Origin of the sequence: Cupriavidus sp. YAF13, from assembly GCF_052113425.1 — a bacterium.
Lineage (GTDB): Bacteria > Pseudomonadota > Gammaproteobacteria > Burkholderiales > Burkholderiaceae > Cupriavidus.
This window is the reverse complement of sequence record NZ_JBFRDD010000083.1, coordinates 1-24,601: the sequence shown is the minus strand read 5'-3', so window position 1 is coordinate 24,601 and position 24,601 is coordinate 1. Positions and strand designations below refer to the sequence as shown.

General features: G+C 64.2%; 18 protein-coding genes and 2 pseudogenes. 6 read left to right on the top strand and 14 right to left on the bottom strand.

Features of this window, described 5'->3' with window-relative positions; all coding sequences use genetic code 11:
• Positions 1–572, top strand: a 572-nt coding sequence (locus AB4061_RS37905) for a response regulator transcription factor (protein ID WP_441641230.1), incomplete at its 5' end; no start/stop codon positions are given.
• Here the strand turns inward: AB4061_RS37905 and AB4061_RS37900 are convergent.
• Both AB4061_RS37900 and AB4061_RS37895 read right to left on the bottom strand, forming a co-directional pair.
• Positions 569–6,067: an AAA family ATPase gene (locus AB4061_RS37900; protein WP_441641229.1), complete on the bottom strand. Its 5,499-nt coding sequence runs from the start codon at positions 6,065–6,067 to the stop codon at positions 569–571. The two genes, AB4061_RS37905 and AB4061_RS37900, sit on opposite strands and share 4 nt — an antisense overlap.
• Before the next feature lie 567 nt (positions 6,068–6,634).
• The gene (locus AB4061_RS37895) at positions 6,635–8,170 is read right to left on the bottom strand and encodes an amino acid permease (RefSeq protein WP_441641228.1); all 1,536 of its coding nucleotides are present in this window, start codon (positions 8,168–8,170) and stop codon (positions 6,635–6,637) included.
• 264 nt (positions 8,171–8,434) lie between these two features.
• Between AB4061_RS37895 and AB4061_RS37890 the strand changes: the two genes are divergently transcribed.
• Both AB4061_RS37890 and AB4061_RS37885 read left to right on the top strand, forming a co-directional pair.
• Positions 8,435–9,328 (top strand): mechanosensitive ion channel family protein, encoded by an 894-nt coding sequence (locus tag AB4061_RS37890; RefSeq protein WP_441641227.1) that lies wholly within the window; start codon positions 8,435–8,437, stop codon positions 9,326–9,328.
• A 155-nt stretch (positions 9,329–9,483) separates the two neighbouring features.
• Positions 9,484–10,572, top strand: a complete 1,089-nt coding sequence (locus AB4061_RS37885) for a Zn-dependent alcohol dehydrogenase (protein ID WP_150985147.1) — start codon at positions 9,484–9,486, stop codon at positions 10,570–10,572.
• A 35-nt stretch (positions 10,573–10,607) separates the two neighbouring features.
• Here the strand turns inward: AB4061_RS37885 and AB4061_RS37880 are convergent, their stop codons facing one another.
• From AB4061_RS37880 to AB4061_RS37865, 4 genes are all read right to left on the bottom strand, one after another.
• Positions 10,608–11,807: a low temperature requirement protein A gene (locus AB4061_RS37880; RefSeq protein ID WP_441641226.1), complete on the bottom strand. Its 1,200-nt coding sequence runs from the start codon at positions 11,805–11,807 to the stop codon at positions 10,608–10,610.
• A gap of 91 nt (positions 11,808–11,898) precedes the next feature.
• Entirely contained in the window at positions 11,899–12,480 is a 582-nt protein-coding gene (locus tag AB4061_RS37875) for a hypothetical protein (protein WP_441641225.1), read from the bottom strand.
• Between the two features lie 83 nt (positions 12,481–12,563).
• Positions 12,564–13,958: a carotenoid oxygenase family protein gene (locus AB4061_RS37870; RefSeq protein WP_441641224.1), complete on the bottom strand. Its 1,395-nt coding sequence runs from the start codon at positions 13,956–13,958 to the stop codon at positions 12,564–12,566.
• A complete protein-coding gene (locus AB4061_RS37865) occupies positions 13,955–14,680 on the bottom strand; it encodes a TetR/AcrR family transcriptional regulator (RefSeq protein ID WP_441641223.1) in 726 nt (241 codons plus the stop codon). Before AB4061_RS37865 ends, AB4061_RS37870 begins: the two co-directional genes overlap by 4 nt.
• Before the next feature lie 236 nt (positions 14,681–14,916).
• On the opposite strand from AB4061_RS37865, the gene AB4061_RS37860 reads away from it, so the two are divergent.
• The gene (locus AB4061_RS37860) at positions 14,917–15,846 is read left to right on the top strand and encodes a LysR family transcriptional regulator (RefSeq protein ID WP_441641222.1); all 930 of its coding nucleotides are present in this window, start codon (positions 14,917–14,919) and stop codon (positions 15,844–15,846) included.
• 33 nt (positions 15,847–15,879) lie between these two features.
• On the opposite strand, the gene AB4061_RS37855 is transcribed toward AB4061_RS37860, so the two are convergent.
• The gene (locus tag AB4061_RS37855; protein ID WP_441641221.1) at positions 15,880–16,389 is read right to left on the bottom strand and encodes a DUF6630 family protein; all 510 of its coding nucleotides are present in this window, start codon (positions 16,387–16,389) and stop codon (positions 15,880–15,882) included.
• An 80-nt stretch (positions 16,390–16,469) separates the two neighbouring features.
• Complete coding sequence (locus AB4061_RS37850) at positions 16,470–17,159, bottom strand: ArsR/SmtB family transcription factor (RefSeq protein ID WP_441641220.1); 690 nt, start codon at positions 17,157–17,159, stop codon at positions 16,470–16,472.
• Between the two features lie 1,245 nt (positions 17,160–18,404).
• Between AB4061_RS37850 and AB4061_RS37845 the strand changes: the two genes are divergently transcribed.
• Positions 18,405–19,673 (top strand): patatin-like phospholipase family protein, encoded by a 1,269-nt coding sequence (locus tag AB4061_RS37845; RefSeq protein ID WP_441641219.1) that lies wholly within the window; start codon positions 18,405–18,407, stop codon positions 19,671–19,673.
• Positions 19,674–20,075: 402 nt separating this feature from the next.
• Here the strand turns inward: AB4061_RS37845 and AB4061_RS37840 are convergent, their stop codons facing one another.
• From AB4061_RS37840 to AB4061_RS37815, 6 genes and pseudogenes are all read right to left on the bottom strand, one after another.
• Positions 20,076–20,456, bottom strand: a complete 381-nt coding sequence (locus AB4061_RS37840) for a VOC family protein (protein ID WP_441641218.1) — start codon at positions 20,454–20,456, stop codon at positions 20,076–20,078.
• A gap of 355 nt (positions 20,457–20,811) precedes the next feature.
• The gene (locus AB4061_RS37835) at positions 20,812–21,546 is read right to left on the bottom strand and encodes an alpha/beta fold hydrolase (RefSeq protein ID WP_441641217.1); all 735 of its coding nucleotides are present in this window, start codon (positions 21,544–21,546) and stop codon (positions 20,812–20,814) included.
• The gene (locus AB4061_RS37830) at positions 21,543–21,839 is read right to left on the bottom strand and encodes a hypothetical protein (protein ID WP_441641216.1); all 297 of its coding nucleotides are present in this window, start codon (positions 21,837–21,839) and stop codon (positions 21,543–21,545) included. Before AB4061_RS37830 ends, AB4061_RS37835 begins: the two co-directional genes overlap by 4 nt.
• Before the next feature lie 347 nt (positions 21,840–22,186).
• Entirely contained in the window at positions 22,187–22,810 is a 624-nt protein-coding gene (locus tag AB4061_RS37825; RefSeq protein WP_441641215.1) for an alpha/beta fold hydrolase, read from the bottom strand.
• Between the two features lie 169 nt (positions 22,811–22,979).
• Positions 22,980–23,301, bottom strand: a pseudogene (locus AB4061_RS37820) (transposase); the annotation flags it as partial.
• Between the two features lie 5 nt (positions 23,302–23,306).
• On the bottom strand, positions 23,307–23,915 hold the full coding sequence (locus AB4061_RS37815; protein ID WP_441641231.1) for a response regulator transcription factor: 609 nt from the start codon (positions 23,913–23,915) through the stop codon (positions 23,307–23,309).
• Positions 23,916–24,437: 522 nt separating this feature from the next.
• On the opposite strand from AB4061_RS37815, the pseudogene AB4061_RS37810 reads away from it, so the two are divergent.
• Positions 24,438–24,601 (top strand): annotated as a pseudogene (locus tag AB4061_RS37810) (hydrolase); the annotation flags it as partial.

Below are 24,601 nucleotides of genomic sequence, written 5' to 3'. Positions count from 1 at the left end.
GTGTCGCACTGTTCGCATCCGCTGCCGAACTGCTAGCATTCGCGTTCCCGGACGCGCCCACTTGCCTTCTGCTCGATGTCAGGCTCCGCGGGCAGAGCGGCCTGGACCTACAGACTCGGCTGTCCCAAATGGACATCCAGATCCCAATCATTTTTATGACTGGTTACGGCGACATCCCCATGACCGTTGCTGCCATGAAGGCTGGTGCTGAGGATTTTCTGGCGAAGCCATTCCGCGAGCAGGACCTGCTCGATGCCGTGGCGGCCGCCTTGCAAAAGGATCGGGATCGCCGCCATGGCATGCGTAAGCTGGATGAACTGCGAGCCAACTACCAGAGCCTGACGCCGCGTGAGGCCGAGGTCATGCGCATGGCGGTAACCGGTCTGCTGAATAAGCAGATCGCCGGCGAGCTTGGTATCAGCGAGGTCACCGTGAAGATTCATCGCGGCCAGGCCATGCGCAAGATGAAGGCACGCACCTTTGCCGAGCTTGTATTGATGGCACAGCAACTCGGCATTTGCGACGCCGCTTTGAGTCCCTGCAGCCTCCCGCGGTCGGCGAGAGGCGTCTAGTCTTGAGGCGGCAGGGTGAACTGAAACACAGCCCCGCAAGGCACATTGGGGCTCGCCCACAGCCGCCCTCCATGTGCCTCGATGATTAACCGGCAGATCGCCAGACCCATGCCCAGACCCACCGCCTTGGTAGTGAAGAAGGTCTGGAAAACCCGCTCCAGATCTTCCGGCTCCAGCCCGATGCCAGCATCCTGAACGGCAATCAGCACAGTCCCCGATGCGTCGAGGCGCGACCGAATCAGGAGTTCCCGCGGCCGCTCTGCCACCTCTTTCATTGCCTCGATGCTATTCATCATCAGGTTCAGGAGCACCTGCTGCAACTGCACCCGGTCACCCACAACCGGCGGCAGGTCAGGCGCCAGCTCCGTCTGGAGCAGGATTTGATGGCGGCTTACCTCTCCCCGGATGAGACCAATCGTGTCTTCGACAAGAGTGTTCATGTCAAGGCGCGCCGTGACGGCGGCCGTCTTCTTAAGCAGCGCACGCATGCCTCCAATCACTGCGCCAGCCCGATGGCCATCCTGAACGATGCGCCCCAATGTATCTCGCACCTCGGCCAGATCGGGTGGCTGGCGAGCGAGCCAGCGCAGGGCCGCATTGGCGTTGGTCACGATGGCGGCCAACGGCTGGTTGACCTCGTGAGCGATCGTGGCGGTCAGCGCGTTCAACGTCGTCACGCGGGTCACGTGTGTCAGTTCGGCCTGTGCCTGGTGCAGCGCTACTTCGGCGCGCTTGCGCTCGGTCAGATCAAGTACGAATGAGACACCCTGGTCCCCATTCTCCTCGAAGGTCGCACCGCCCATCAGGACGGGTATCCGACTGCCGTCCTTGCGGAAGAACTCCTTCTCGAACGGCGGCAAGGTTCCGTTCAGCCTAAGCTCTTGGACCAACCGTGCATCGCGCTCGCACCAATCCGGGGGCGTCAGGTCCGTCCAGCGCAAGGGGGCTGAGGCGAGGTCCTCGCGGTCGTAGCCCAGCATGCGCAGGAACGCGTCATTGGCCTCGATGATTCGGCCATCGAAGTGCCAGATAAAGATTCCGATGATGTTGGCCTCAACCAGGCGCTGGATCTTCGCCTCGCGTTGCGCAAGATCCCGGTACAAACAAGTAATCTCCAGCGCGGCCGCGGCCTGCGAGGCGAGCATCTTCAACACGGCAGTCCGGCTCGGCGCGAAGACGCGTGGCGCGAGGTTGTTCTCGAGATAGAGCACCCCGATGAGCTTGGCCTGCGTGAGCAACGGCAGGCAGAGAATCGATCGGGAATGATGCCGCAAAATGTACGGATCGGCGGAAAATGGCTTCTGTGTCGCGGCATTGTCAAGAATGACGTTCTCGCGGGTGCGCAGGACATAGCGAAGTATCGATACCGGCAGGGCAGTCGCAGTCACGCTCTCGTCGCGAAGCTGCACCGTGACAGTATCGCCACCGGTCGTAGCCTCTGCGGCGACGCGCTGCTCGGCCCCTCGGAGCAGGATCAGGAGCCCCCGTTCCGCGCCGGCCTGTTCAATCGCGGTGCGCATGAGGGTGTCGAGTAATTTGTCCAGGACGATCTCGCCCGACACCGCCTGCGACACGGCAATCACGGTGGCGAGGTCCAGGTGTTCGACCGGCGCCCCGATCGTCGTCGTCGCGGGCGGCCGCTCTTCCCCCCAGAGGTGCGGATACATCGCATCGAGTTGCCGTACCTTACCGCCGGCGCCCCAGCGGAGATAGCCATGGCGGGCGTCCTCCAAATAGACGCGGGCAATTTTCTCGAAGCCACGTGCAGCATAGAATCGCCCGGCCAACTCGTTGGCGAGTGCCTGGTTATGGATGAAATGATTGTCCCGGGCGGCGCGGATGGCCTGCTCGTAGAGGTCCATTGCATCAACTTCTCGCCAACCTAGGCGGGCGATTTCGGCGCCAACCAATGTGGCGCGGTCCTCGAAATTCTCTGGGCAATGCTCGGCCCAGATCAGGAGCTGGCGATGATGGGCGGCCAATGCCTCCAGGTGCTGGTTCCGTTCTGGCGCGGCGGACGTGCCGCAACACCCGGCCCGCGCCAGCGCGGCGTAAAAGTGGTATTCCGCCTGCTCGAAGAACGATGGCGACGTCCAGAGAAGTTGTTCAGCGCTGTCTGCCGCCGTTATCGCAGCTGCGTAGTCGTCGGCGAAGAACCGTGCCTGCAATTTACGGATCCAGTACCAGCAGGTGGCGAGCGCGGGGACTGGAGCCTCATCCAGATACCGCTCAAACTGCTCCTCGTTGAAATCGGCATCATTGAAGAAGCCGAAGGTCGGCGTCAGGCCGCGAAGTGTTCGGGCGAATTGAAGCTGGGGGGCAACCCGGTCGACAACGAGAGCGAACCGCACCTCGCGCGCGAAGCCAATCGTGGCCTCGGCCTCATTCTGCACCTCGGCGAGCGGATCGCCGCAGGCCAGTAAATGCGTGATGAGGTTGTTACGCGCGAAGGACGTGAAGGTGCGGTCGCCGAGCTGGTTGGCTACGTCGAAAGCGCGCCGCACCAGGCTGCGTGCGGTACGCAGGGGGCGTGTCCATTGCATCACATGCCCCCCAAAAACCTGATAGACGCGGGCCTGGAGCCGGTCCAGCCCGCGCTGCTCCACCAGGTTCAGACCGAGCTGGCCGAAGCGGAATGCGGCCTCGTAATCGCCGGACTGAGGCCCGAGGATCATGCCGAGCCAAGCATAGCCGAGGCACGACGCGTCGCTGTTGCCATGCTCAAGGCTGAGGTTCGCCATCCGGCCGATGATAAGGGCGCTCAGATTCACGTCGGTGTACCAGGCCGGCGGCATGAGAGCGGTGAGGACGTCCATCGTCCCACACGCGACCGCATCGGTCATGAGCGGCAAGTCGAGCAGCGCGTCAATTGGGCGGTCGCCAAGCTGCCGCCATATCCGGTCGTGTTCCTGTTGGACCTCCTCGTTCGTTGGATGCGCCGAACACTGGACGCCAGCGCGGTGCAGGTAGTCGAGGCCCACCTCGACGGCGCGCTCACGCTGGCCAAGCGCCAGAAACAGCTCCAGACGCAGTTGCGTGACGGCGGCCAAATCGGGGAGGCTGGTGGCGCGGCGCGCGAGCTCGGCCAGGCGCGATTCCGCCGCAGCCGAGGCGCCGGTGAGAAATTCGCATTCGGCACGATGGAACTCGAGCGCGAAAGCAAACTTGGGCCGGTGCTTCCAGGCGTCCCCCTGCACGAGCGCTGCACCGGCGGTGAGGAAGGTCAGCGCCGAGGCGTAGGCCGTGGACGCCTTGGCGCGCTGGCCTGCGAGCAGATTCAGCTCAGCTACTTGCTCCCGCTCCTCGGCCGCGGTGATGAGGTCGGCGCCGCAGTTGAGCTGGCCGACGATATCGAAGACACGCTCCGCTATTGCCTCAGGCGGCGTGCCCGCGGCGAGCCGTCTGCCAATAGCGAGGTGCGCTGCCGGCCGCGCGCCTTCGGGAATCAGCGCGTAGGCCGCCTCCTGGATACGATCGTGCAGGAATCTGTAGGTATTTCCCAAACGCAACACAAGTCCGGCGCGTACCGCCGGCCACAGAGCTGCGTCCAGCTCCGCCTTGCTGGCATCCTGGACCATGGCCAGGATAGCAATCGTCGCGTCATTGCCGAGACACGCCAATTGCTTCAGAGCGTTGCGGGTCGCCGCGGGAAGGCGCCTCAGCTTGACGAGCATGAGATCGGCCACATTGTCGGTGAATCCCTTGGCCCGAATCTGCTCAAGGTCCCAAGACCAGCGCGCGCCACGATGATCGAAAACGAGCAGCCCCTCTTCGGTCAGGGCGGTGAGGAACTGGATGGCAAAAAATGGGTTACCGCCGGTCTTCTCCTGCACCAGGCGGGCCAGAGGTGCGGCGTCCCCTGGTACACAATGCAAGGCATCGGCGACGAGTCTGCTTACATCGTCGAATCCAAGGGGGGAAAGTGCGATGTCATTTACCCGCCCTCCGGCCTGGCGGATTGCCGACAATCGCAATAGCAACGGATGTCCGGGCTTGACGTCGTTATTCCGATAGGCTCCGATAAGCAGCACGTGGCGTACCTCCGGCTGGGTCGCCAGATACTCGAGCAGATCAAGTGTTGCCGCATCCACCCACTGCAGGTCGTCGAGAAAGAGTGCCAGCGGATGCGCGGGTTGGGCAAAGACGGCAAGCAAGCGCTGGAAAACCATCTGGAATCGATGCTGTTCGTCGCGTGGCGGCAACTCCGGAACCGGCGCCTGCGGCCCCAGAATCAGCCCGAGTTCGGGTATGAGCGGCACCATGAGGCCGCCATTCGGGCCAAGCGCCTCCGCCAATGCAGCGCGCCATGGCGCCAGGTCGGCCTCGCTCTTGCCCAGTAGTGAGCGGATCAGATGCTGGAAAGCCTGTGCCAACGTCGCATACGGGATGTCTCGCTTGTACTGATCGAACTTGCCCGAGGCAAAGAGGCCATTCCTGAGAGCCAGTGCGCTGCGCAACGCAAGCACGACTGAGGTCTTCCCAATACCGGCGTAGCCGGAGACCAGCACAATCTCTGGCGTGCCCTGGGTCACCACCCGATGGAAGACAGCGAGCAAGGTCTCAATTTCGCGCTCCCGTCCGTAGAGCCGTTCCGGAATCAACGGCCGATCAGGGAGGTCATGCTCGCCAAGCGGGAAGGAGTCAACGCGTCCCAGGCTCTCCCATGCGGTCAGGCTGCGCCGTAGATCGGCCTCCAGCCCGGCTGCCGTCTGGTAGCGCTCCTCCGCCGTCTTGGCGAGCAGCTTCATCACCATGGCGCAGAGCAAGGCCGGGATCGACGGTACCCGCTCCACCGGCGGCACTGGCTGCCGGGCGAGATGGCTGTGCAACAGATCCATCGGGTCGTCGGTGGCAAACGGAAGCACGCCCGTGAGCATTTGATAGAACGTGACGCCGAGCGAATAGAGGTCGCTCCGCGCGTCGATTGACCGGTTCATGCGTCCGGTCTGCTCGGGGGCCATGTAGGCCAGCGTGCCGGCGATCTCTCCCGGTGGCGCCCGTAGCTCGCGCGACAGGCGCGAGGCAATGCCAAAGCCCGTGAGCCGCGCCTCGCCAAGGGCATCGTTGACCAGGATATGGGCCGGCTTGATGTCCTTGTGTATAAGCCCCCGCTGGTGGAACTGGTCCAGGCTGCTGGTGATGCTGATGGCCAGGCAGAAGAAACGGCCCATCGCCATGGGGGCGCCCAGTAGCCGAGCAAGCGGCTCACCGCCGGGGTCCTCAAGCAGCAAAACAGTCCGACCATGTTCCCGCACAAGCTCTAGCGGCCGTACGGCCCAACTGCCGTCCAGCTCATCCTTCAAGCCGTATTCGTGTGCGAGGCGAGCGAGGCTAGAGGGCAGCGGGTGCTTGGCTGCGGGCCACACGGCCAGCACGGCCTTCGGTTCGCCATCCGGGCCGAGGCGCCAGCCTCGACCCACAACGCGATCGCCGTCCTCCCATGCGACCTGGAAGCCGACGCCCGTCTCAGTGCCGAAGGAAAACAATGAGTTCATCTGCCGTGCTCTACTCTCAAGTCGGTAGCTATCTTTGGTGTTTCCGGACCGGATGCGTCAGACATAATGCCTCTGCAGCTGTCGTACCGGTGAGCTGGCCAGGGCGACCGAGCGAAGCAATTTTGCCACGGGCTACGCCTTAAGGGTCCGTGTGGCTGCCTCGCATCACATTTCATCCGTCGGGCATGCCGTGGAGCCGGAGTCACAGTCATCAAAGTGACATAGGAATCGTGCCAATTCGTGCCATTGAGGCCGGTGCTTGAAGCGTATTTCGCAGCACTGGGCACCGCCACCATCGTGGTTGAACCCGACTATATCGATCGCGACTATCTCGAGGATTACGCAGCGTACTACGATCGCTGTTATCGCGACTGTACATCGCGCGAACGGCTTTCCCGTGCTTCCTCTCCATATCCCCTGCCCGCCTCTTCACACCTTTGATTCTCTGGCATCGAGGGGAGTCACCAAGAGGCGTTCCACCGCGCGAGGCTTCACGGCAGATCCAGCAACGATTCGCGCAAAACCGATTTCTCGCAATGGAGCGTCTTGGGGGAACGCGCGTATTCTTTATTCGCCGGTCGCCGTGGCGGGAAAGACGGAGCCGGTTGCTTGCGTGCCGCGGGCCGGCGGCAGCGGCGGAAATTGCATGTCGGCGTAGCGCACGAAGCGGGTCTTGCGCACGAGGCGGTAGCCCAGCCAGATGGCGAGGAAGATCGGGATGCCGATATAGGTGGCGGTCACTGCCACCCAGTCGATCTTGCCGTCCATGAAGGCCTGGTAGTTCTGGCCCAGGGTGACGATCAGGCACAACGCAAAGGCAAAGATCGGGCCGTACGGGAAGAAGGGCGAGCGATACGGCAGGCGGGACAGGTCCAGCCCTTGCGCGACAAAGCCGCGGCGGAAGCGGTAGTGGCTGATGGCGATGCCGAGCCAGGCGATGAAGCCGGTCATGCCCGACAAGTTCAGCAGCCACAGGTAGACCGACTTGCTCTCGAACATGGAGGTCAGGAAGCACAGCGCGCCCACCGCGGTGGTGGCCAGCAGTGCCGCCAGCGGTACGCCGTTGCGCGTGAGGCGTGCGAAGATGCGCGGCGCGCGGCCTTCGGTCGCCAGGTTGTAGAGCATGCGGGTGGAGGCGTACATGCCGGAGTTGCCGGCCGACAGCACGGCGGTCAGGATCACCGCGTTCATCACCCCGGCGGCAAATGCCAGTCCCGCATGGCGGAACACCAGCGTGAACGGGCTCACGCCCACCGTTTCCACATCGCTCTTGAGCAGGCTGGGATCGGTGTAGGGAATCAGGATGCCGATGATCAGGATCGCCAGCACATAGAACAGCAGGATGCGCCAGAACACCTGGCGCACGGCGCGCGGGATGTTCTTGGCGGGATCGGCCGATTCACCGGCGGCCACGCCGATCAGCTCGGTGCCCTGGAAGGAGAAGCCTGCGATCATGGCCACGCCGATCATCGCCGGCAGGCCGCCGACGAAGGGCGCGTCGCCTGCCGTCAGGTTTACCAGCCCGGCCGGCACGCCGCCCGTATCGCCGTGCAGGATGCCGAAGATCATCAGCACGCCAATGACGATAAACGCGATCACCGTCACCACCTTGACCAGCGCGAACCAGTATTCGGCCTCGCCAAAGCCGCGCACGGAGATGGCGTTGAGCAGGAACATCAGCATGAGGAACAGCGCGCTCCAGAGCAGCCCGGGCGTGTCCGGGAACCAGTATTGCATCACCAGCTGCGCCGCCGCCAGTTCCACGGCGATGGTCACCGCCCAGTTGTACCAGTAGTTCCAGCCCAGCGCGAAGCCGAAGCCTTCCTCCACGTAGAGCGCGCCATAGGTGGCGAACGATCCCGACACCGGCATGTACGCCGCCAGCTCGCCCAGGCTGGTCATCAGGAAGTACACCATGGCGCCGATCAGGATGTACGCCGCCAGCGCGCCGCCCGGGCCGGCCTGCGCGATGGTGGCGCCGGAGGCCACGAACAGCCCGGTGCCGATCGAGCCGCCGATGGCGATCATGGTGAGATGGCGCGCGCGCAAGGTGCGGCGCAGGGCGGGGGGCGGAGGGTGGGAGACGGGTTGCTGGCTGGTCATGGATAAGAGAATTTGGAGCGCGGAAGCCGGATGCGCCGGCGTGGCCCGCAATGACTGACGCCGCCCGCATCCGACCGGGCCCGGCCAGTGCAAGGCGGGATGCAAGGCAATACATTTACCGGCTGGTACATTGGGCGGCATCATAAGAGAAAAAGCCGCCTGGCGAAAGGCGCGGGGTGGGGCCGCGGCAGGTTTTGCGCTGGTTGCAGTGCGGCATGGCTAGAATCTGGGGTTTGCATCCTCGCGGTATCCGGACCGATCCTCATGAACCTGCCCTTCAACGACAGCTATCTTCTACACATCGCGCTTAGCGTCGGCATCGTGCTGGCCGGCATGCTGGCCGTGAAGTTCATCAACCGCTTTTTCCAGAGCCGCCAGCAGGCGGACAAGGACAACCGCGGCAGCTATCGCACCTGGACCGTGGCTTCGCGCAATGCGGTCGCCGCGGTGGTGTTCCTGCTGCTGCTGGGCATCTGGGTGTCCGAGCTCAAGAGCGTGGCGATCTCGCTGACCGCCTTCGCGGTGGCCCTGGTGATCGGCGGCAAGGAACTGGTGATGTGTTTCCTTGGCGCCTTCCTGCGCATGATGGCGCGCCCCTTCCAGCTTGGCGATATCGTCGAGATCGGCCCGCATTCCGGCGAGGTGGTGGACATGGACGCGCTCACCACCACGCTGGTGGAGATTGCCGGCGCGCGCCAGTTCACCGGTTCCACGGTGCAGATTCCCAACAGCATGTTGCTGACGGTCGCCGTGCGCAACCACTCCCAGGCCGGCAAGTACACCCTGGACACGCTGCGCATCCCGTTGCCCGAGAAGAGCGACCCCGACCGCGTCGAGGCCGACCTGATCGCGATCACGGAAGAGGTGTGCGCCGGCTTCCTGGCCGAAGCCCGGCACAGCCTGCAGGAGTACGGCGGCTCGCGCTTTCTCGATCTCTCGCAGTTCGAGCCGCGCGTGATGTTCGAAGCCATGGCGGCGGACCGGCTCGATGCGCTGGTGCGGTTCCCGGTGCCGGTGGGCTCGCGGCTGTCGATCGCGCAGCAGATCCTGCGCAAGTACCACCAGCGGCGCAACGCGGAGCCGGTTGCTGCGGCTGCTGTTGCTGTTGCTGCGGAGCCGGCGCCCGCGCAACAGGGCAAGGCGGCGCCGCATTCCTGATCCTCGGGCGCCCGGACGGGCGGCAGGCCGAGGGCGGCGCTGTTTTATGGCTTCACTGAACGGCGTTTCGGTTGTATGGTAGCCGTGCCGCCGCCCTTGCCGGGCCGGGAATCGTAGCGAATTGTGCCAAGCAAGATCGAACAACGAGGAGACCCATGAAAGCCGCTGTCCTGCATCAACCCAAGACCCCGCTTGTGATCGAAGACGTCGCCATTGGCAAGCCGGGCCCGCACGAGGTGCTGCTGCGCACGGCGGCGGTAGGCGTTTGCCACTCGGACCTGCATTTTCTAGACGGCGCCTATCCCTTTCCGATGCCGGTGGTGCTTGGGCACGAGGCGGCCGGCGTGGTCGAGCAGGTGGGTTCCGAAGTGCGCACGGTCAAGCCCGGCGATCACGTGATCACTTGCCTGTCGGCCTATTGCGGCCATTGCGAGCACTGCCTGACCGGCCACCTGTCGCTGTGCGTGGAGCCCGACACCAAGCGCCGCGAGGGCGAGGAGCCGCGCCTGCTGGCGGCCAAGGGCGGGCCGATGAACCAGTTCCTGAACCTGTCGGCCTTTGCCGAGCAGATGCTGATCCACGAGCACGCGCTGGTGGCCATCCGCCGCGATATGCCGCTGGACCGCGCCGCGCTGATCGGCTGCGCGGTGACCACCGGCATGGGCGCGGTCATCCACACCGCGCGCGTGAGCCCGGGCGAGACCGTGGCCGTGATCGGTTGCGGCGGCATTGGCCTGGCCACCATCAACAGCGCGGCCATTGCCGGCGCGGGCCGCATCATCGCGATCGACCGGGTGCCCGGCAAGCTCGAGCTTGCCAGGCAATTCGGCGCGACCGATGTGATCAACGCGGCTGACGTGGACGCGGTGGAAGCCGTGCGCGAGCTGACCCGCGGCGGCGTGCACCATGCGTTCGAAGCCATCGGCCTGAAGCAGACCGCCGAGCAAGCCTTCTCCATGCTGCGCCGCGGCGGCACCGCCACGGTGATCGGCATGATCGCGCCGGGCGTGAAGATCGAGATCAAGGGCACGGACTTCCTGGCCGAGAAGCGCATCCAGGGCTCGATGATGGGCTCCAACCGCTTCCCGGTGGACATGCCGCGGCTGGTTGATTTTTACCTGTCGGGCAAGCTCAAGCTGGACGAGCTGATCTCGCGCCGCATGCCGCTGGAGAACATCAACGAGGCCTTTGACGAACTGCGGCGCGGCGAACTGGCGCGCTCCGTGATCATGTTCGAGCACTGAGGCCCGGCGACGGCAGCCTAGGCCGCGCAGGCCGCCTAGGCTGCCKATTTCCCCGCTGTGCCGGCGCGCCGCCCGCGCCGGCGCGACACGCTCTCCCATGCCGCTACCACGCACATCACAGCGCTGGTCAGGCCGCCTGCCATCAGCAGGTCGGTCAACGGGGCCACCGGCACCAGCAAGGCCAGCAGCCCCAGCCCGACCAGGTGCGAGAGCGGGATGTTCCCGTAGATCACCCGCTTATAGAGCGCGTTGCCGATCAGGTAGATGGCCGGGCCGGCTAGCAGCAGCGTGCCGGACGCCATGCCGACGTGGTGGTCCGGCTCCGCGATCACCAGGTCGTCGGCCGCCGCGCTGACGATGATGCCGGCGATCAGCAGCACGTGCACGTAATGCAGGTAGGCGGCCATCTGGCCCGGCTCGCGCGCGTGCTCCAGCGCGTGGCTGGCGGCCTCGGCGCTGGTATCGAAATACACCCACCACATCGCCACGCTGCCCAGAAAGCAGACCAGCACCGCGATCACCACCGGGATATCCCACTGGCTGGCGCTGCCCAGCGTGCCGCCGGTGACCAGCACGGATTCGCCCAGCGCCAGGATCACGAACAACTGGCAACGCTCCGCGATATGCCCGCCATCGGCGCTGCGCCAGTCGGCAAAGCTGGAGCGTCCCAGCCCCGGCATGGCGAAGCCGGCCATGGGCGAGACATATTCGCAGGCCACCGCCAGCAGCCACAGCAGCAAGCGCAGCTCGCCCGCCGCGATGCCGCCCGCAATCCACAGCGCGCCGGAGATGGCCAGCCAGCAGCCCATGCGCCGGAAGTTGGCAAACAGCGGATGGCCGCGGCCCAGCATCAGCAGGACCGCCACCGTGCGTCCGACCTGGATGCAGACATAGGACAGCGCAAACAGCAGGCCGCGCGCGCCAAAGGCCTCCGGCAGGCTGGCGGCCATCAACAGCCCGAGTGCCATCACCGCGAACAACAGCAGCCGCACCGGCATGGCATCGGGATCGAACCAGTTGGTGACCCAGCAGGTGTATTGCCAGCCCAGCCAGACCGCGAACCAGAGGATCAGCGTCTGCAGCGCGCCCCCTGGGCCGGGATGGTGAAGCAACAGGTGCGACAGCTGCGTGATGGCAAAGGCGTAGATCAGGTCGAAGAACAGCTCGCCTTCGGTCACGCGGGCTTTGCTGCCATCGCGCGCTCGCAACAGGCCGGCACTGGTGCTTGGGTTCATGGCAAAAGCTCCTCCCGTTCTCCGTGCGGGAAATTTGCCACAGTTCGGGGAGAAACGCACCAGAAGCCTGTGGGGCCGGGTTGCTACCCGGCTATGCCAGCGGCCGGCCCGGCGTGGCCGACGCCGCGGCCTCGGCCGCCCGCCGCACGGCCGCCGGGTAGCGCACCGTGAAGATGACGGCGCCGGCGAACGCAGCCACCGTCGCCGCGACATCGACCCACAACGGGATGGTGCTGACGTACTCCGCCGCCGCGTCGGCGGCCACCATCACCGCCAGCGCGGCGGCCCACGCCAGCGAGATATGCCGGTTCACCGCCAGGAAGCGCGGCGATTCCCAGTATTCCTTGGGCACCTGTTCGCGGGCATATTGCAGCGTGAACGGGCGTCCGATCGCCAGCGAGACCAGCACGATCGCCAGCAGGCCGGCATCCACCGCGAGCCGCACCGTGGCCACCGTCCATTGCGGCGCGGCGCTGACGGTATAGAGCAGCAGCAGCGCGAACAGGGCCAGGCTGCCAAGCTCCAGCACCTTGAGCGATTCGCCGCGCCGCCACATGCGCAGGCACAGGAGCAGCGAGACCACGAAGGCCGCGGCCAGGCCGGCCAGCGGCGAGACACACCGCATGGCGACGAAAAAAGCGGCGAACGGGGCAAATCCAATCAGCATTCCCATGCTGTTCTCCTTGGGTCGGTTTTGCGGCCAGAATCAAGCCCGGCCGCCAGGCAGTGGATGTCGATGCGTGTCTTGCTGCGGGATCAGTCCGCGCCGCACCAGTTGCCATGAAAGCCGAACGGCACGCGGTGCGAAAGCTGTACCGTGGCAACCGGCCCATTGGCAATTGCGCTGGCATCCAGCACTACCAGGTCGCTGCGCGCCTGCACGCCCCGGTAGACGGTGGCCAGCAGCCAGCCATCGCCTTCGGCGCTGTCGGCTGCGCGCGGCACAAACACGGGTTCGGAGAAGGCATCGCCCTCGGGCAACTGGTAGGTGGCGCGCTTGCCGCTGCGCAGGTCCACGTGGGCCAGGCTGTCGTAGCTGCCACGCTCGCTGCTCTCGTACTGGCGGAACGCGTAGTAGCCATGGTGATAAGGCAGCGTGGAGACGCGCTCGTCGAAGCGCGGGAACTCGCCCGCCGTGTCGTCCAGGTATTCGCGCGTGAACGTGTCTGACTTGCCGGCCATGTCGAAGGTCCAGCGGCACAGCCGAGCGCCGGTGCCGCTGCCGTTGGGATTGAAAATGGGAGAGGACTCATACTGCATCACGTCGGCGATGACCTTGTTGCCGGCGTCCCAGGCATTCATCACGTGAAACACGTAGCAGGCCTCGCCGCGGAACCAGCGCATCTGCGTGGTGCCGCCATTGCGCGGCATGATGCCGATGTGCGAGCCCTTTTGCGGCTCCCACGCGTAAGCTGGCTCGCCGCGCATGGCGCGCTCCATGCTGCCGGTGAGTGGCAGGATGGGAAACAGCACATGCTTCTGCGTGACCATGAAATCGTGGACCATGCTGGGAAACGGCGCTTCGAAATGGTCGAGGCGCTGCAGCTGCCCGTTGCGATCCACCACGCCGTAGCGCATGCCGGGGGTGAAGGGGCCATCGGCCGAATACGCGAAGAACACCATCTCGCCGGTCACCGGGTCCACCTTGGGGTGCGCGGTCATGGCGCCGGTGAGCTTGCCGCCGTAGTCGACGTCGCCGCGCGTGGCCAGGGTCTGGGCGTCCAGCTCCACCGGCAGGTCGGCTTCTTCCAGCGCCAGCAGGCGGCCGGCGTGGCTGAGGATATTAGTGTTGGCCACGCCGTCGTTTTGCCCGAGCACTGACGGGTCGGTGGTGGCCGGGTTGCCCCAGCTGCCGAACAGCGCCTGCCCCGCGGCCTGCTCGCGCTGGAACTTGTTGGTGCGTACCCAGCGGTTGCGGTAGCGCACGCGGCCGTCCTCGATGTGGAAGGCGTGCACCATGCCGTCGCCGATGAACCAGTGGTAATGCGAATCGCGCGGGGCGTACTGCGGGTTTGGCCCGTTGCGGTAGAGCGTGCCGCGCAGCGCGCGCGGCAGCTCGCCAAGCACCGGCAGGTCGGGCGCATCGCACTCCATCAGGATGGGGGCGAAGTTGCCGCTGAGATAGGGCGTGGACGGGAACGGCTGGCTCATTGGGAGCTCCTTTTGCGCTGCTGCCGGATTGGCTTTGGCGTAGCTGGGGGGACGGGTTCGCTAACGGATTCGCTAACGGCTTCGTGATCTGCGTCGTGACCCGCTTCTAAACTGGCTTCGGGCATCGGCGCGCGCATGCCCGAAGCCAGCAGCCGCAACATCTCGGCGTGGATGACGCGGAAATCGGGGTCGCCGGGCAGCTTGCCGGCCAGGCGCAGCATCACCAGCCCGTGGATCGAGGCCCAGATCACATAGCTCAGCACCTGCGGGTCGCCATGGATCAGGCCGCGCTCCGCCATGGTCTCCAGGTGCGCGCTCATGGTGCGGCGCGCTCGCGAGCCGGCGCGCTCCAGGTCGGGGTAGCGATCGTCGTCCGGCTGGGTCATGTCGAACATCAGCCGGTAAGCATTGGGCTCGGCAAAGGCAAAGGCGAGATAGGCCTCGCCCACGGCGCGCGCGCGTTCGCGTGGCTCGGCAACGCTGGCACCGGCGGCCTCAAGGGTGGCGGCGAAACGGTCGAATGCGGCCGTGCGCACCGTCGCCAGGATGTCGTCCTTGTCCTTGAAGTAACGGTAGGGCGTCATCGGGCTGCAGCCCAGTTCCTCGGCGAGCTGGCGCATGCTCACGCTGGCCACGCCGCCTTCGGCGAAGCGCCGCTCCGCTACCGCGCACAGGCGGGCCTTGAACGCGTCGATCTCTTCCTGGGTGAGGTTTCTTGCCATATCTGGTGGGGTGAGGCGATCAGTGCGTGTGCCGATTGAAGCATGTTGCCTTCTGCAGCAACGATGCTTCGGCAACGATGATTTACAGTGTAGATTTACGATGTAAATAGTCAAGGAAAGAATTGGAGGCAACTCTGCCCGCTAGTCGCCGGGGCGTCATTGTTCGCCGCATGGGACAATCCCTCACATTGCCGCGCACGACTCGCGATGCGCGCCATGTGGCACGGGGATGGCGAATGAAGACGATCGAATGGAAGGACTGGGAGATTTTCTGCCGGGTGGTGGAGGGCGCCAGTTTCACCAAGGGCGCGGATCTGGCGGACGTGCCGAAGTCATCCGCCAGCGCGGCGGTGTCGCGGCTCGAAGTGCAGCTGGGCGTGCGCCTGTTCGAGCGCACCACGCGCCGCGTGCGGGTGACAGAGCGGGGCCAGCAACTCTACGACCGGGTCGCGCCCCTCTTCAACGAGCTGCGCGAAATCAGCGCCGAGGCGGTGTCGGTCAGCGAGCAAGTCAGTGGAACGCTGCGCATTTCCACACCCTACGAGGTCGGCTCCCTGCACATCTCGCCCATCCTCACGCAGCTGCTGCGGCTGCATCCCGAGCTGCGTGTGCAGGTCGACGTGAGCTGGGAGCAGCCCGACCTGGTCGAGCAAGGCTACGACCTGGCCTTCGTGATGACGACCACCGGCCTGCACGACAGCTCCTTTGCCAGCAAGCGGGTGGTGCGCATCGAGCGTGCTTTTTTTGCCGCGCCATCGCTGATCCGCGCGCGCGGCTTGCCGCGCACGCCACAGGAACTGGCCGGCTGGCCCATGCTGGGCGATGCCGAGGACCGGCGCTGGGAATTCCAGCGCGATGGCGTGGAGGTAGCCAGCATGGCGGTGGAGCCGCGCATGCGCACGCAGAGCGCGGAGATCCGCCTGAAAGCCGCGACCGACGGCCTTGGCGTGGCCCGGCTCTCGCCACGCTACGCGCAGGATGAACTGGAACAGGGGCGCCTTGTGCGGGTGCTGCCGGCGTACACGTCGTCGCCGCTGAAGGTGTTTGTGCTGATGCCCGCGCGCAAGCTGATGCCGGCCAGCGTGAGGGCATTTCTCGATGTGCTGGAGCGCACCTTGGGCGCCACGGATCGGCAGGGCGCGGTTGGCGTGGGGACCACTGGCTGAGGCCGCGGCGTGACCCGGGCCAGCGCCGCAGCCTCAATACGCCTGGTCGCCGGTCCTTATCTCCAGCCCCAGCGTTTCGGCCACGGTGGTCATTTCTTCATCATCCTCGCCGCGGGCGATCCAGCCTGCATAGGCATCGCCATCGGTGTTCCAGTTCCAGAGCGTGATGCCGGCCAGCCGCAACTGCTCATGAGCCAGTTCCATCAGGTCCGGCACGCTGGCCTTCTCCAGGAACTCCTCGTCCTCTGGATCCTCCACGCCCCAGTCCAGCTCGATATCGACCCTGGCGCACAGCTCGTCCATGCAGCTGATGAAGGACGCGGCGTCTTTCCAGTCCACATAGAAGCCCGCTTCCCAGTCGATCACGTCCTTCAGGATCCAGAGCAGCTCCTGGCCTTCGACCGCATCCGCGTCGTCCGAGTTGGCGAGCGCTTCTTCGAACAGCATCTGGTGCTTCTCCGCCATGGCTGCGTCGTCGAAGTCGATCAGCTCAATCAGGCGCCAGAGCGCCTCGCGCGCGTCGTTACTCAATTCGTCGCTCATTGCATCAACCCTCCATCGGTGCGGCGCCGGCTCGGCGCATTGAAAACGGAACATGGTGCTGTCCACGGCTGAGCCTGTGCTCAGCCGGCAATGCGCAGGATCTCGCGTTGCCCGCGCGGCGTCACGCGCAGCGCACGCGATGTGGTCGTGGGCTCGATCCAGCTGTTGGCCATCATGCTATCGAGCAGCGCCGCGCCAAGCGCGCCGCCAAGGTGCGGCTTGCGCTCGCTCCAGTCGGGGCAGGTGCAGGCAAACTGCCGCCGCTTACGGCGCGCCAGATCCAGGTCCACGCCAAGCTGCACCATGCCCGCGCTGCCGCTGTCGGTGAGGTCCACCGCCGTGCCGTCCACCACGATCCAGTTGGCATGCGACATGCGTTCGAACAGGGAAACCGCAAGCTCGCCCGCCAGGTGGTCATAGCAGGTGCGCGCCTGGCGCAAGGCCGCCGGCGCGGTACGCGACGCGGGCACCGCGCGCACGCGCGGCGGCTGGCTGGCCAGCGACGCACTGGCCAGCGCCTCGATGGCGACGCCGATCTCCGGCGTGGCGAGCCGGTAGTAGCGATTGCGCCCGCGCGTCTGCACGGCGAGCAGGCCGCCTTCACTGAGCCGCGCCAGGTGGCCGCTGGTGGACGATGCCGACAAGCCGGCGATGGCCGCAAGCTCGCCGGCCGGGCGGGCGCTGCCGTCCATCAGCGCCCACAACATGGCGGCTCGTCCCGGGTCGGCAAGCAGGCCGGCCATCTGGCTGATGCTGGGAGCGTATTCCATAGTTCATTCCGCAATGAAGCAACGAATGCAGTATAGACGCTTGGTGGACGATAGCTGACCTTGGATATGAAAGTCCTTGCAGAGGGGCTACCTCCCCACGCCGGCGCATTGACATGCCCGGTGGCGGACTCCTGCTGGGAGCGCCTACCGCGAGAGCTTCCGCGGCCCGAAGGCTTCAAGGACGTCAAATGCCTGCTCAGCCATCGAGATAGCATAAATTGAACTTGACGAGGACTCCCAAGGGGGCCTCGTCTTCTTGCTGCGTGCCCAAAGACTCGGTGCGGCCAACCCATGCCGGCGTGTCTGCCCTGGTTGCCAAATCGCCAGACTCGCATACATCAAAGTGCCGCCCCTCAGCTCAATGGGATAGCTCCCCGCTCCCCGAGGTTCGTCCCTGGTCGCCGCGGGCCTCCGACTGCATTTCCCACCGGGCAGTTGCAGCCACGGTCGACCTATACTCCGAATGCACCTACCAGCGACTGCCTACCTCGACGCTCACGACCTTGCGAACATCTTCAAGGTCAGCTCTGCCACCATTCGCCGCCGCGCCAGGAAACAGCCGCATACGCTGCCGCCACCCGCTCATCTTGGCCCAAATTTTCCCTTGCGCTGGCGTCGGACGGATGTCGTCGCCTGGCTCGCGCCGGACACCACCTCACTAGGCCCAGGTTGCTTTGCGGAGCAATCTTAGGTGGCGATGTTACATGCGAGTCGGGGCGCACATTCAACTCGAATACACCCATCCCGACTGTCGCGGCTCCGATAACTTGGAGGAGATTGAATATGACCGCTAGCGGCGTGGCACCAAGGGAACCAACCAAGGTCGGTCAAGTTAGCATTCAGTACCTGATCGACTTCGTCCGCCCCCCAACTTTCTCCCGAAGCTGCTCAGGCGCCATCTGCGGGTCGTGCAGCCTCCATGGAGATGCCGTAATATTCAGAGGGACCCGGACACACCGGATCCTGGCGGCAACCAAACTCGCCCCTCCCTTCCTGCGGGCCGCCACCACGCCGAGCACGTTCTGACCTAGTCCAATGTGGAAGTTTCGACATGACCATACTCTTCGCCGCAAGAGCAGCATGCCTTGGCGAATGGGCGGGGCAGCGAGAGAGCGACACGCCTGCGGCGGGGCCTACCGCACTCTGATGCTGCTTCTACTCGTGGGGCTCAGTGCCTGCGGGTCGCTTCCTCACAATGCTCCGCGCAATCTGCCTCAGGCCGCGGCTGGCAGCGCATCCGCGGCCATGCGCGAACCCACGGACGTCGGCGGCCAGACAACCGTCGCCATGTCGTTCTCCGGCGGTGGCACGCGAGCCGCAGCCTTCGCCTTCGGCGCGCTGCAGGGGCTCGACGCCATGAGAGGTACCGGGGGCGCGTCCCTGCTCGAGGACGTCGCATTCATTAGTAGCGTGTCCGGAGGCTCCATCACCGCTGCGTATTACGGTCTGCACGGCAAGGCCAGCCTTGCGACCTTTCGATCGGTGCTCTTGAAGGACGGAGAGGCGGGACTTCGGTTCAGTCTCTTGAATCCGGTCAACCTTGTGCGCCTCTTCGCGGGGGGTCTTAACGATCGGAAAGATCTCCAGACATGGCTCGACGAAGACGTGTTCAAGGGGGCGACGTACGCCGACATGTTCCGCCGCGGCAAGCCAATCGTTTGGATCAACGCCACGAACGTCTACTACCGGGTTGCGTTCCCGTTCAGCCAGTTGGCATTCGATGCACTATGCAGTGATCTTGCGAGCTTTCCCGTTTCCGAGGCCGTCGCCGCATCCATGGCGGTCCCGCTTTTCTTCGCACCGATCATCCTTCAAAAGCATCCCGAGGCTTGTAGTGCACCGCTGCCGAACCTTGACCAGGCCCAGGCGCCTGGGCGATCGCTGCTCTTTGGCGCGTTGGCAAACGCCGTTCGCGGTCACCGGGATACTTCGAAGGGGAAGTACATCAAGCTGGTCGACGGCGGGGTGACCGACAACTACGGCTTGGCCGCCATTCTGCAATCGCGCCTGCTGCTGGGCACGGCTTACGGTCCCATGAGCGAGAGCGACGCGATCAAGGTGCGGCGGCAACTTTTCATCGTTGTTGACGCCGGTCAGGGCCCACGCGGCGATTGGAACCAAAGCCAGGCTGGCCCATCCGGAATCGAAGTCGCAAGCGCGGCCATCGACGCGGCAATGGCGACCAACGTTCGAATGAGCTATGACGCTTTCGTTCCCATGATGAAGCAATGGCGCGACGACCTCGTGGCCTATCGGTGTGGGATGCCGCATTCCCGGCAGCAGGAAATCGCCGCACGCCTCCCGGGCTGGCGGTGCGACGAAGTCGAATTCTTCGTCACGCGGATCTCGTTTGAGGCCCTCGACAAGGAGCGTGCTGCAAGTCTGAACGATCTGCCGACCAGACTTCATCTGCCCGAGAGGGACGTCGATCGCTTGATCGAAGCGGGAAGGGATGCCATCCTCGGCAACCCGGTGATCCGTGAGTTCGAGCGCGAATTGACTGCGGCGCCATAGTCCCGCGCCACGCAGCGTGGGTGAGGCCGCGTTCTTGCTGCTCGGCCGCGGCGCTCTGGCGGAGGCACGTTCCGCAATGCTAGCGCGACTAGCGGCTGAACGCCTGAAGGCGGAAGCCAAGGCCGCGCGGACCTACACGCGGGAGGGCGTACGCGCCGCCGCCAAGTTCGAGCGCGACCAACCAACCCGCTCGGCGGCCAAACGAAAGACGCTTGCTAATGAGAAACGCAAGCTGGTCTCTTACGCTGATCTGTTGCGGATGCGTGGGTGACCTGACGGAAGTTCGACACGGCGGACTGCCGATCGACTTCGTGGAAAGCGGCGCCGATCTCGTGAGCTGCCAACATTGGGGGCTTCTGCCCCATCGCAGTCCAACTTATCTCGCAGGTTCTGCGGGATACATTACGTCAGGGCTCCGGGTTCGTGGCAAACCACTTCGATGTTGTGACCGTCCGGACCAATGACGAACGCTGCATAGTAGTTCGCGTGGTAGTGCGGTCGCAGACCAGGCGCACCATTGTCTTTGCCACCCGCCTCCAGAGCCGCGCGATAGAAAGCTTCGACCTGCTGGCGATTCTCGGCCGTGAACGCCAAGTGAAGATGCGCTGGCTTCTCCTCGGCTTGGTACAGGCACAATGAAGCCTTACCCTTTGGGCTGAGCTCGACACCGTACGTCGGCGGCCCCTCCGAGACAATAGCTATGCCGAGCGGTTCGAGTGCCTTGAGAAAGAACGCTTTGCTTGCTGCATAGTCGCTGACTCCGAACTTGACGTGGTCAAACATGAGTTCTCCTGAAGTGTGTGGGCCTGCGTGAGGATCCTAACCCCCCATCGAGGGTACGTCCACAAGCGGGCTTCGCCATGGCACTGCTGCCAAGCCAAACCAGAGCAATGAGGCGTGCGAGCACGAGGGTATCGCACTTCATTTGGGCTGGGTCTGCGGCAATCAGGAGGATCTTCGGCGTTAGTGCGCTGGGCCGAGAACGGCTCAACCCTGTTTCGTAATTGGAAATCCGCTATCTGCGTGGAGGCGACGGTCGCGGGCCATTTACTCGCCCAGTGGCGCGCAATGCAAGTTCTTGGCGGAACGTTGACCGGGCTGTTCTATGGTCACGAATGACCAGTATTGAAACTCGCCCTCAGACGCGATACCCGTAGAGTGTGCCGCCGGCTTCGCGCGCGTTGTCCAGCGGGTCGCCCGCAAGTTCGCTGCAGGCATTGCCGTTCGGCTGAACTGTGCCGACAGGTGGCCGTCCTACATGGTCATTGACCGTAGCCAAGGCAAGGTTGGTGGCAGCGGCGAAAGCGGCGGCTGAAATCGCCCCCATTAGCATGCGTGTGCGAATCACCTGAAATCCACCGAGTCGAGGCGGGACAGCGGTGGAGCGTTGAGCATGACAAGACCTGCCACCAGGTCCGGGCGTCGCAACGCGCAGACCTGGGCAAGCGCCGCCCCAATCGTGGCCCACGAGCACGGCAGGAACCGGCAGTGCATATTGCGCCGGATCCGTCGGTGCACTCCTCGGCGGGTAGCCGGGCAGCCTTGGTCTAACTACGAGGTGGTCGCGCGCCAGATCCTCCACCTGTGCAGAGCAGGTTCCTTCCTGGTCCGGAAACTCATGAAGCAGGATCAGGGGAGTTCCGTTGGCGAAGCGGCGGTACAGGATCTCGACCTCGCCGTTCTTCAGCACGTGCGGAGGCGGTTCTTGGTGTGTGCTCATGGGGTTGACGTCCTGGATGATGTGGGTCTCGACGGTGGCCGGCACCGTCTGCGCCCGCCGGATGGACGGCGGCAGCACGGTCAGGGTGGAGGCGGCACCGATGGTGCCGCCGGCCTTGCGGAAGAACTCGCGTCGTTGGTTGTTCACGGTCATGGTGTCGATTCGGCGGTTGCAGGCCGCGAGAACCGGAGATCGAAGTCGTTGACCTGTTCCCCCAAGCGCTGATCGCGGTCGTGCGCGCCGGTCATCCTTTCGCCGCCCGCCCTGCGACCGCGCACCGCTACGCAGCACAGTTGTACATTGACGTGCAGCGCCGCGCCTGTCATCGCCGCACGGGGCGACTTCGTCGCCACGCTCAGCGAGCGACTGGCGCGAGCGATGGCGCCCGGCCTCGGCCTCGTGGTGGTGCCGCTGCCATTCCTGCCACGCGGCGAGACGGTGGTCATGACATGGCATCCGCGTCACGCAGCCGACCCGGCGCACGCCTGGCTGCGGCGGCGGGTGCCGGCCGCGATCGCCGCCGCGTGTGCCCCCCTGAGCTATCGGATGGTCTCGGGCCCGTCGACGTGAGCCTGGGCGCGCCGGCGGCGCACGGCGACTGATGCGGAGAGGGTTCCGCTTGCGGGCTGGGGCACAACGGTGCTCGGCCTCAACAGGTCCGATGAGTCGAGCGAAGCGTTAGCCGCATCCTGGTAGTCCTCATGCGACCACCACAAGGAACACTCGCCTTTCCCGATCCCGGCCGTTCACTTGCGACTCAAGACAACGACACACCAACTGTCATGCTTGATGCTCAATATCCAAGACTGCCACTTGATAGGTGGACATCGATTAGAGGAGCGAGCTTTAGCGCGTGATCGCGAGCCAGATCGTGATTACCGCCTGGAATTACGTGCAAGTGCGCGTGGGGAAGTAGCTCAAGCAACTGCTGGCCGACAGCGACGGGGCTGATTGGGTCCGCATCCCCCCAAAGCAAAAGCGTAGGCTGTGAAACCTTGCGGATTTCGCTCGTCAGATTAGAGTTAAATGACACAAACCACTTGGGATAGGTCGGGTTGGCATTGACAAACGCTTCCTGCCAGTTTTGAGCCCCTAGTTCTCGCGTGTTGAGTCCTCCCGACGTCACGGTCAAAACGAGATGAGTTACCAGTTCGGGTTTCTCGAGCGCCGCACGGATTGCTATCACACCCCCCATCGACTGGGCTATCAGAGCCGTCGGTTGGTCAATGTGAGATACAACCATCCGGACGAGATCATTGAAGTTATTGACATCCGAAGCGGCGGGCTCTTGGCCGAATCCTGGATACCCTAGAATCATCTTCTGGACATCTGTCGTCAGCTGATTCGCGAGAGGCTGCCAGAACGCAGTGTCTCCCGATGCGCCTGGCAAGAAAAGCAGTTTCGATGGAGTAGACAAACGTAGTTTCTCCGAGATTTAGCACGCGAAATGGGCGGCAGCGTCTCAGATTGTCGCAAATCTATGATCACCAAGCCAGCGACCGTTTGTGGCCGAACCCGGAAGATCGTCGCCGGCCAGCGCTCGATCGCGCTGACTCAGCTCCGAACTTCCGTAGTCAACTGCGGATTCAACCGGTCGATGCAACAGGTTGATGGAATCGTTCAGCCGGTGTATCGAAGTTTAGTGTCTTGCGCGGACGTTCATTTAGCCGCCTGGCGATGGCGTTGAGCTTGGCTTGCGAATAGGCCACCAGCCATCTCCGTGCCACGATCCCAAGTCAGCGACTTGCACAATTCCTGCGGCAGCTTGCCAGCGTGCTTGATCAGGGCGTTAGCGACAGCCTCAGAGTTCTTGCTGGCAATCTTCACCAGCATCACGAACCGGGTCTGGCGTTCGACGCGTGTTGCAATCTGGTTGTTGACTCTGCCGAACAGCAGATCTTCTTCCCAAGGACTCAATGCGGCGACTCGCAAATGCCGAGCTGCTGCGCCATCAATACAAGTTCGGCAAAGGTGCGTGCCTTCATCTTGCGCATGGCCTGGCCGCGATGAATTTTCACGGTGACCTCGCTAAGACTTAGCTCGCTGGCGATCTGCTTGTTCAGCAGACCGGTCACCACCATGCGCATGACCTCGGCCTCACGGGGCGTCAGGCTCTGGTAGTTGGCTCGCAGTTCATCCAGCTTACGCATGCCATGGCGGCGATCCCGATCCTTTTGCAAGGCGGCCGCCACGGCATCGAGCAGGTCCTGCTCGCGGAATGGCTTCGCCAGAAAATCCTCGGCACCGGCCTTCATGGCAGCAACGGTCATGGGGATGTCGCCGTAACCAGTCATGAAAATGATTGGGATCTGGACGTCCATTTGGGACAGCCGGGTCTGTAGGTCCAGGCCRCTCTGCCCGCGGAGCCTGACATCGAGCAGAAGGCAAGTGGGCGCGTCCGGGAACGCGAATGCTAGCAGTTCGGCAGCGGATGCRAACAGTGCGACACGCATCCCGACTGATCGGAAGAGGTTCTCCAACGCGCCGCGAAGCATCGCGTCGTCATCAACGATYAGCACCATCGCTTCATCACTCGCACTGGTGTCCGCGGTTACGAAGCTGTTGATTGTCACAGTCAATCTCCAGTGCACTCATCGGTGCGCGGGGTCTGGGCAGGCCCACTCACGCCAATTTGGCATGACCCCCGCAAAACCTTGCATTACAGCACATTGCCGGGATCCTGAGTAGTTATACCATGGGGTTAGTTCGGCGTGGATCTTGGAACCAGCCCCAGCCGGCCAGTATGCAGGTTGCGCCACATCAAAGTCACACACAGCCCTATGTTTCCCCACGCCGCAAGGGCCGGCGAAGCTATTCCCGTTTGCTGTGGCACGGCCTGGCGGCGTCGCGATGAAACCAAGGCTGAGCACGACTAATACGAATCGACAATGGCCGCGGCCGACAGCGCCGACTATTCTTGCGTCAGGTCGCAATCCGGATAAAAACGCCAGTCGCGGCCCTTATGCCTAGCCGCCCCGACGCGGCTCTGTCGCGGCGGCCGGTGCCGCGGCAGCCCATACTCTCGCCCCCAACAGGAGCACGCAATGTCCAATCCCAATCTTGAAGTCCTCACCCCGCAGAACAGCCAGCTGATCTTCATCGACCATCAACCGCAGATGGCTTTCGGCGTCCAGTCGATGGACCGCCAGGCGATGAAGAACAACGTCGTTGGCCTGGCCAAGGCGGCAAAGATCTTCAATATCCCGAC

Coding starts and splice junctions, on each gene's coding strand:
- AB4061_RS37900 (WP_441641229.1), bottom strand. CDS start 6,067: ATGAACTCATTGTTTTCCTTCGGCACTGAGACGGGCGTCGGCTTCCAG.
- AB4061_RS37895 (WP_441641228.1), bottom strand. CDS start 8,170: ATGACCAGCCAGCAACCCGTCTCCCACCCTCCGCCCCCCGCCCTGCGC.
- AB4061_RS37890 (WP_441641227.1), top strand. CDS start 8,435: ATGAACCTGCCCTTCAACGACAGCTATCTTCTACACATCGCGCTTAGC.
- AB4061_RS37885 (WP_150985147.1), top strand. CDS start 9,484: ATGAAAGCCGCTGTCCTGCATCAACCCAAGACCCCGCTTGTGATCGAA.
- AB4061_RS37875 (WP_441641225.1), bottom strand. CDS start 12,480: ATGGGAATGCTGATTGGATTTGCCCCGTTCGCCGCTTTTTTCGTCGCC.
- AB4061_RS37870 (WP_441641224.1), bottom strand. CDS start 13,958: ATGAGCCAGCCGTTCCCGTCCACGCCCTATCTCAGCGGCAACTTCGCC.
- AB4061_RS37865 (WP_441641223.1), bottom strand. CDS start 14,680: ATGGCAAGAAACCTCACCCAGGAAGAGATCGACGCGTTCAAGGCCCGC.
- AB4061_RS37860 (WP_441641222.1), top strand. CDS start 14,917: ATGAAGACGATCGAATGGAAGGACTGGGAGATTTTCTGCCGGGTGGTG.
- AB4061_RS37855 (WP_441641221.1), bottom strand. CDS start 16,389: ATGAGCGACGAATTGAGTAACGACGCGCGCGAGGCGCTCTGGCGCCTG.
- AB4061_RS37850 (WP_441641220.1), bottom strand. CDS start 17,159: ATGGAATACGCTCCCAGCATCAGCCAGATGGCCGGCCTGCTTGCCGAC.
- AB4061_RS37845 (WP_441641219.1), top strand. CDS start 18,405: ATGCGCGAACCCACGGACGTCGGCGGCCAGACAACCGTCGCCATGTCG.
- AB4061_RS37840 (WP_441641218.1), bottom strand. CDS start 20,456: ATGTTTGACCACGTCAAGTTCGGAGTCAGCGACTATGCAGCAAGCAAA.
- AB4061_RS37835 (WP_441641217.1), bottom strand. CDS start 21,546: ATGACCGTGAACAACCAACGACGCGAGTTCTTCCGCAAGGCCGGCGGC.
- AB4061_RS37830 (WP_441641216.1), bottom strand. CDS start 21,839: ATGACCACCGTCTCGCCGCGTGGCAGGAATGGCAGCGGCACCACCACG.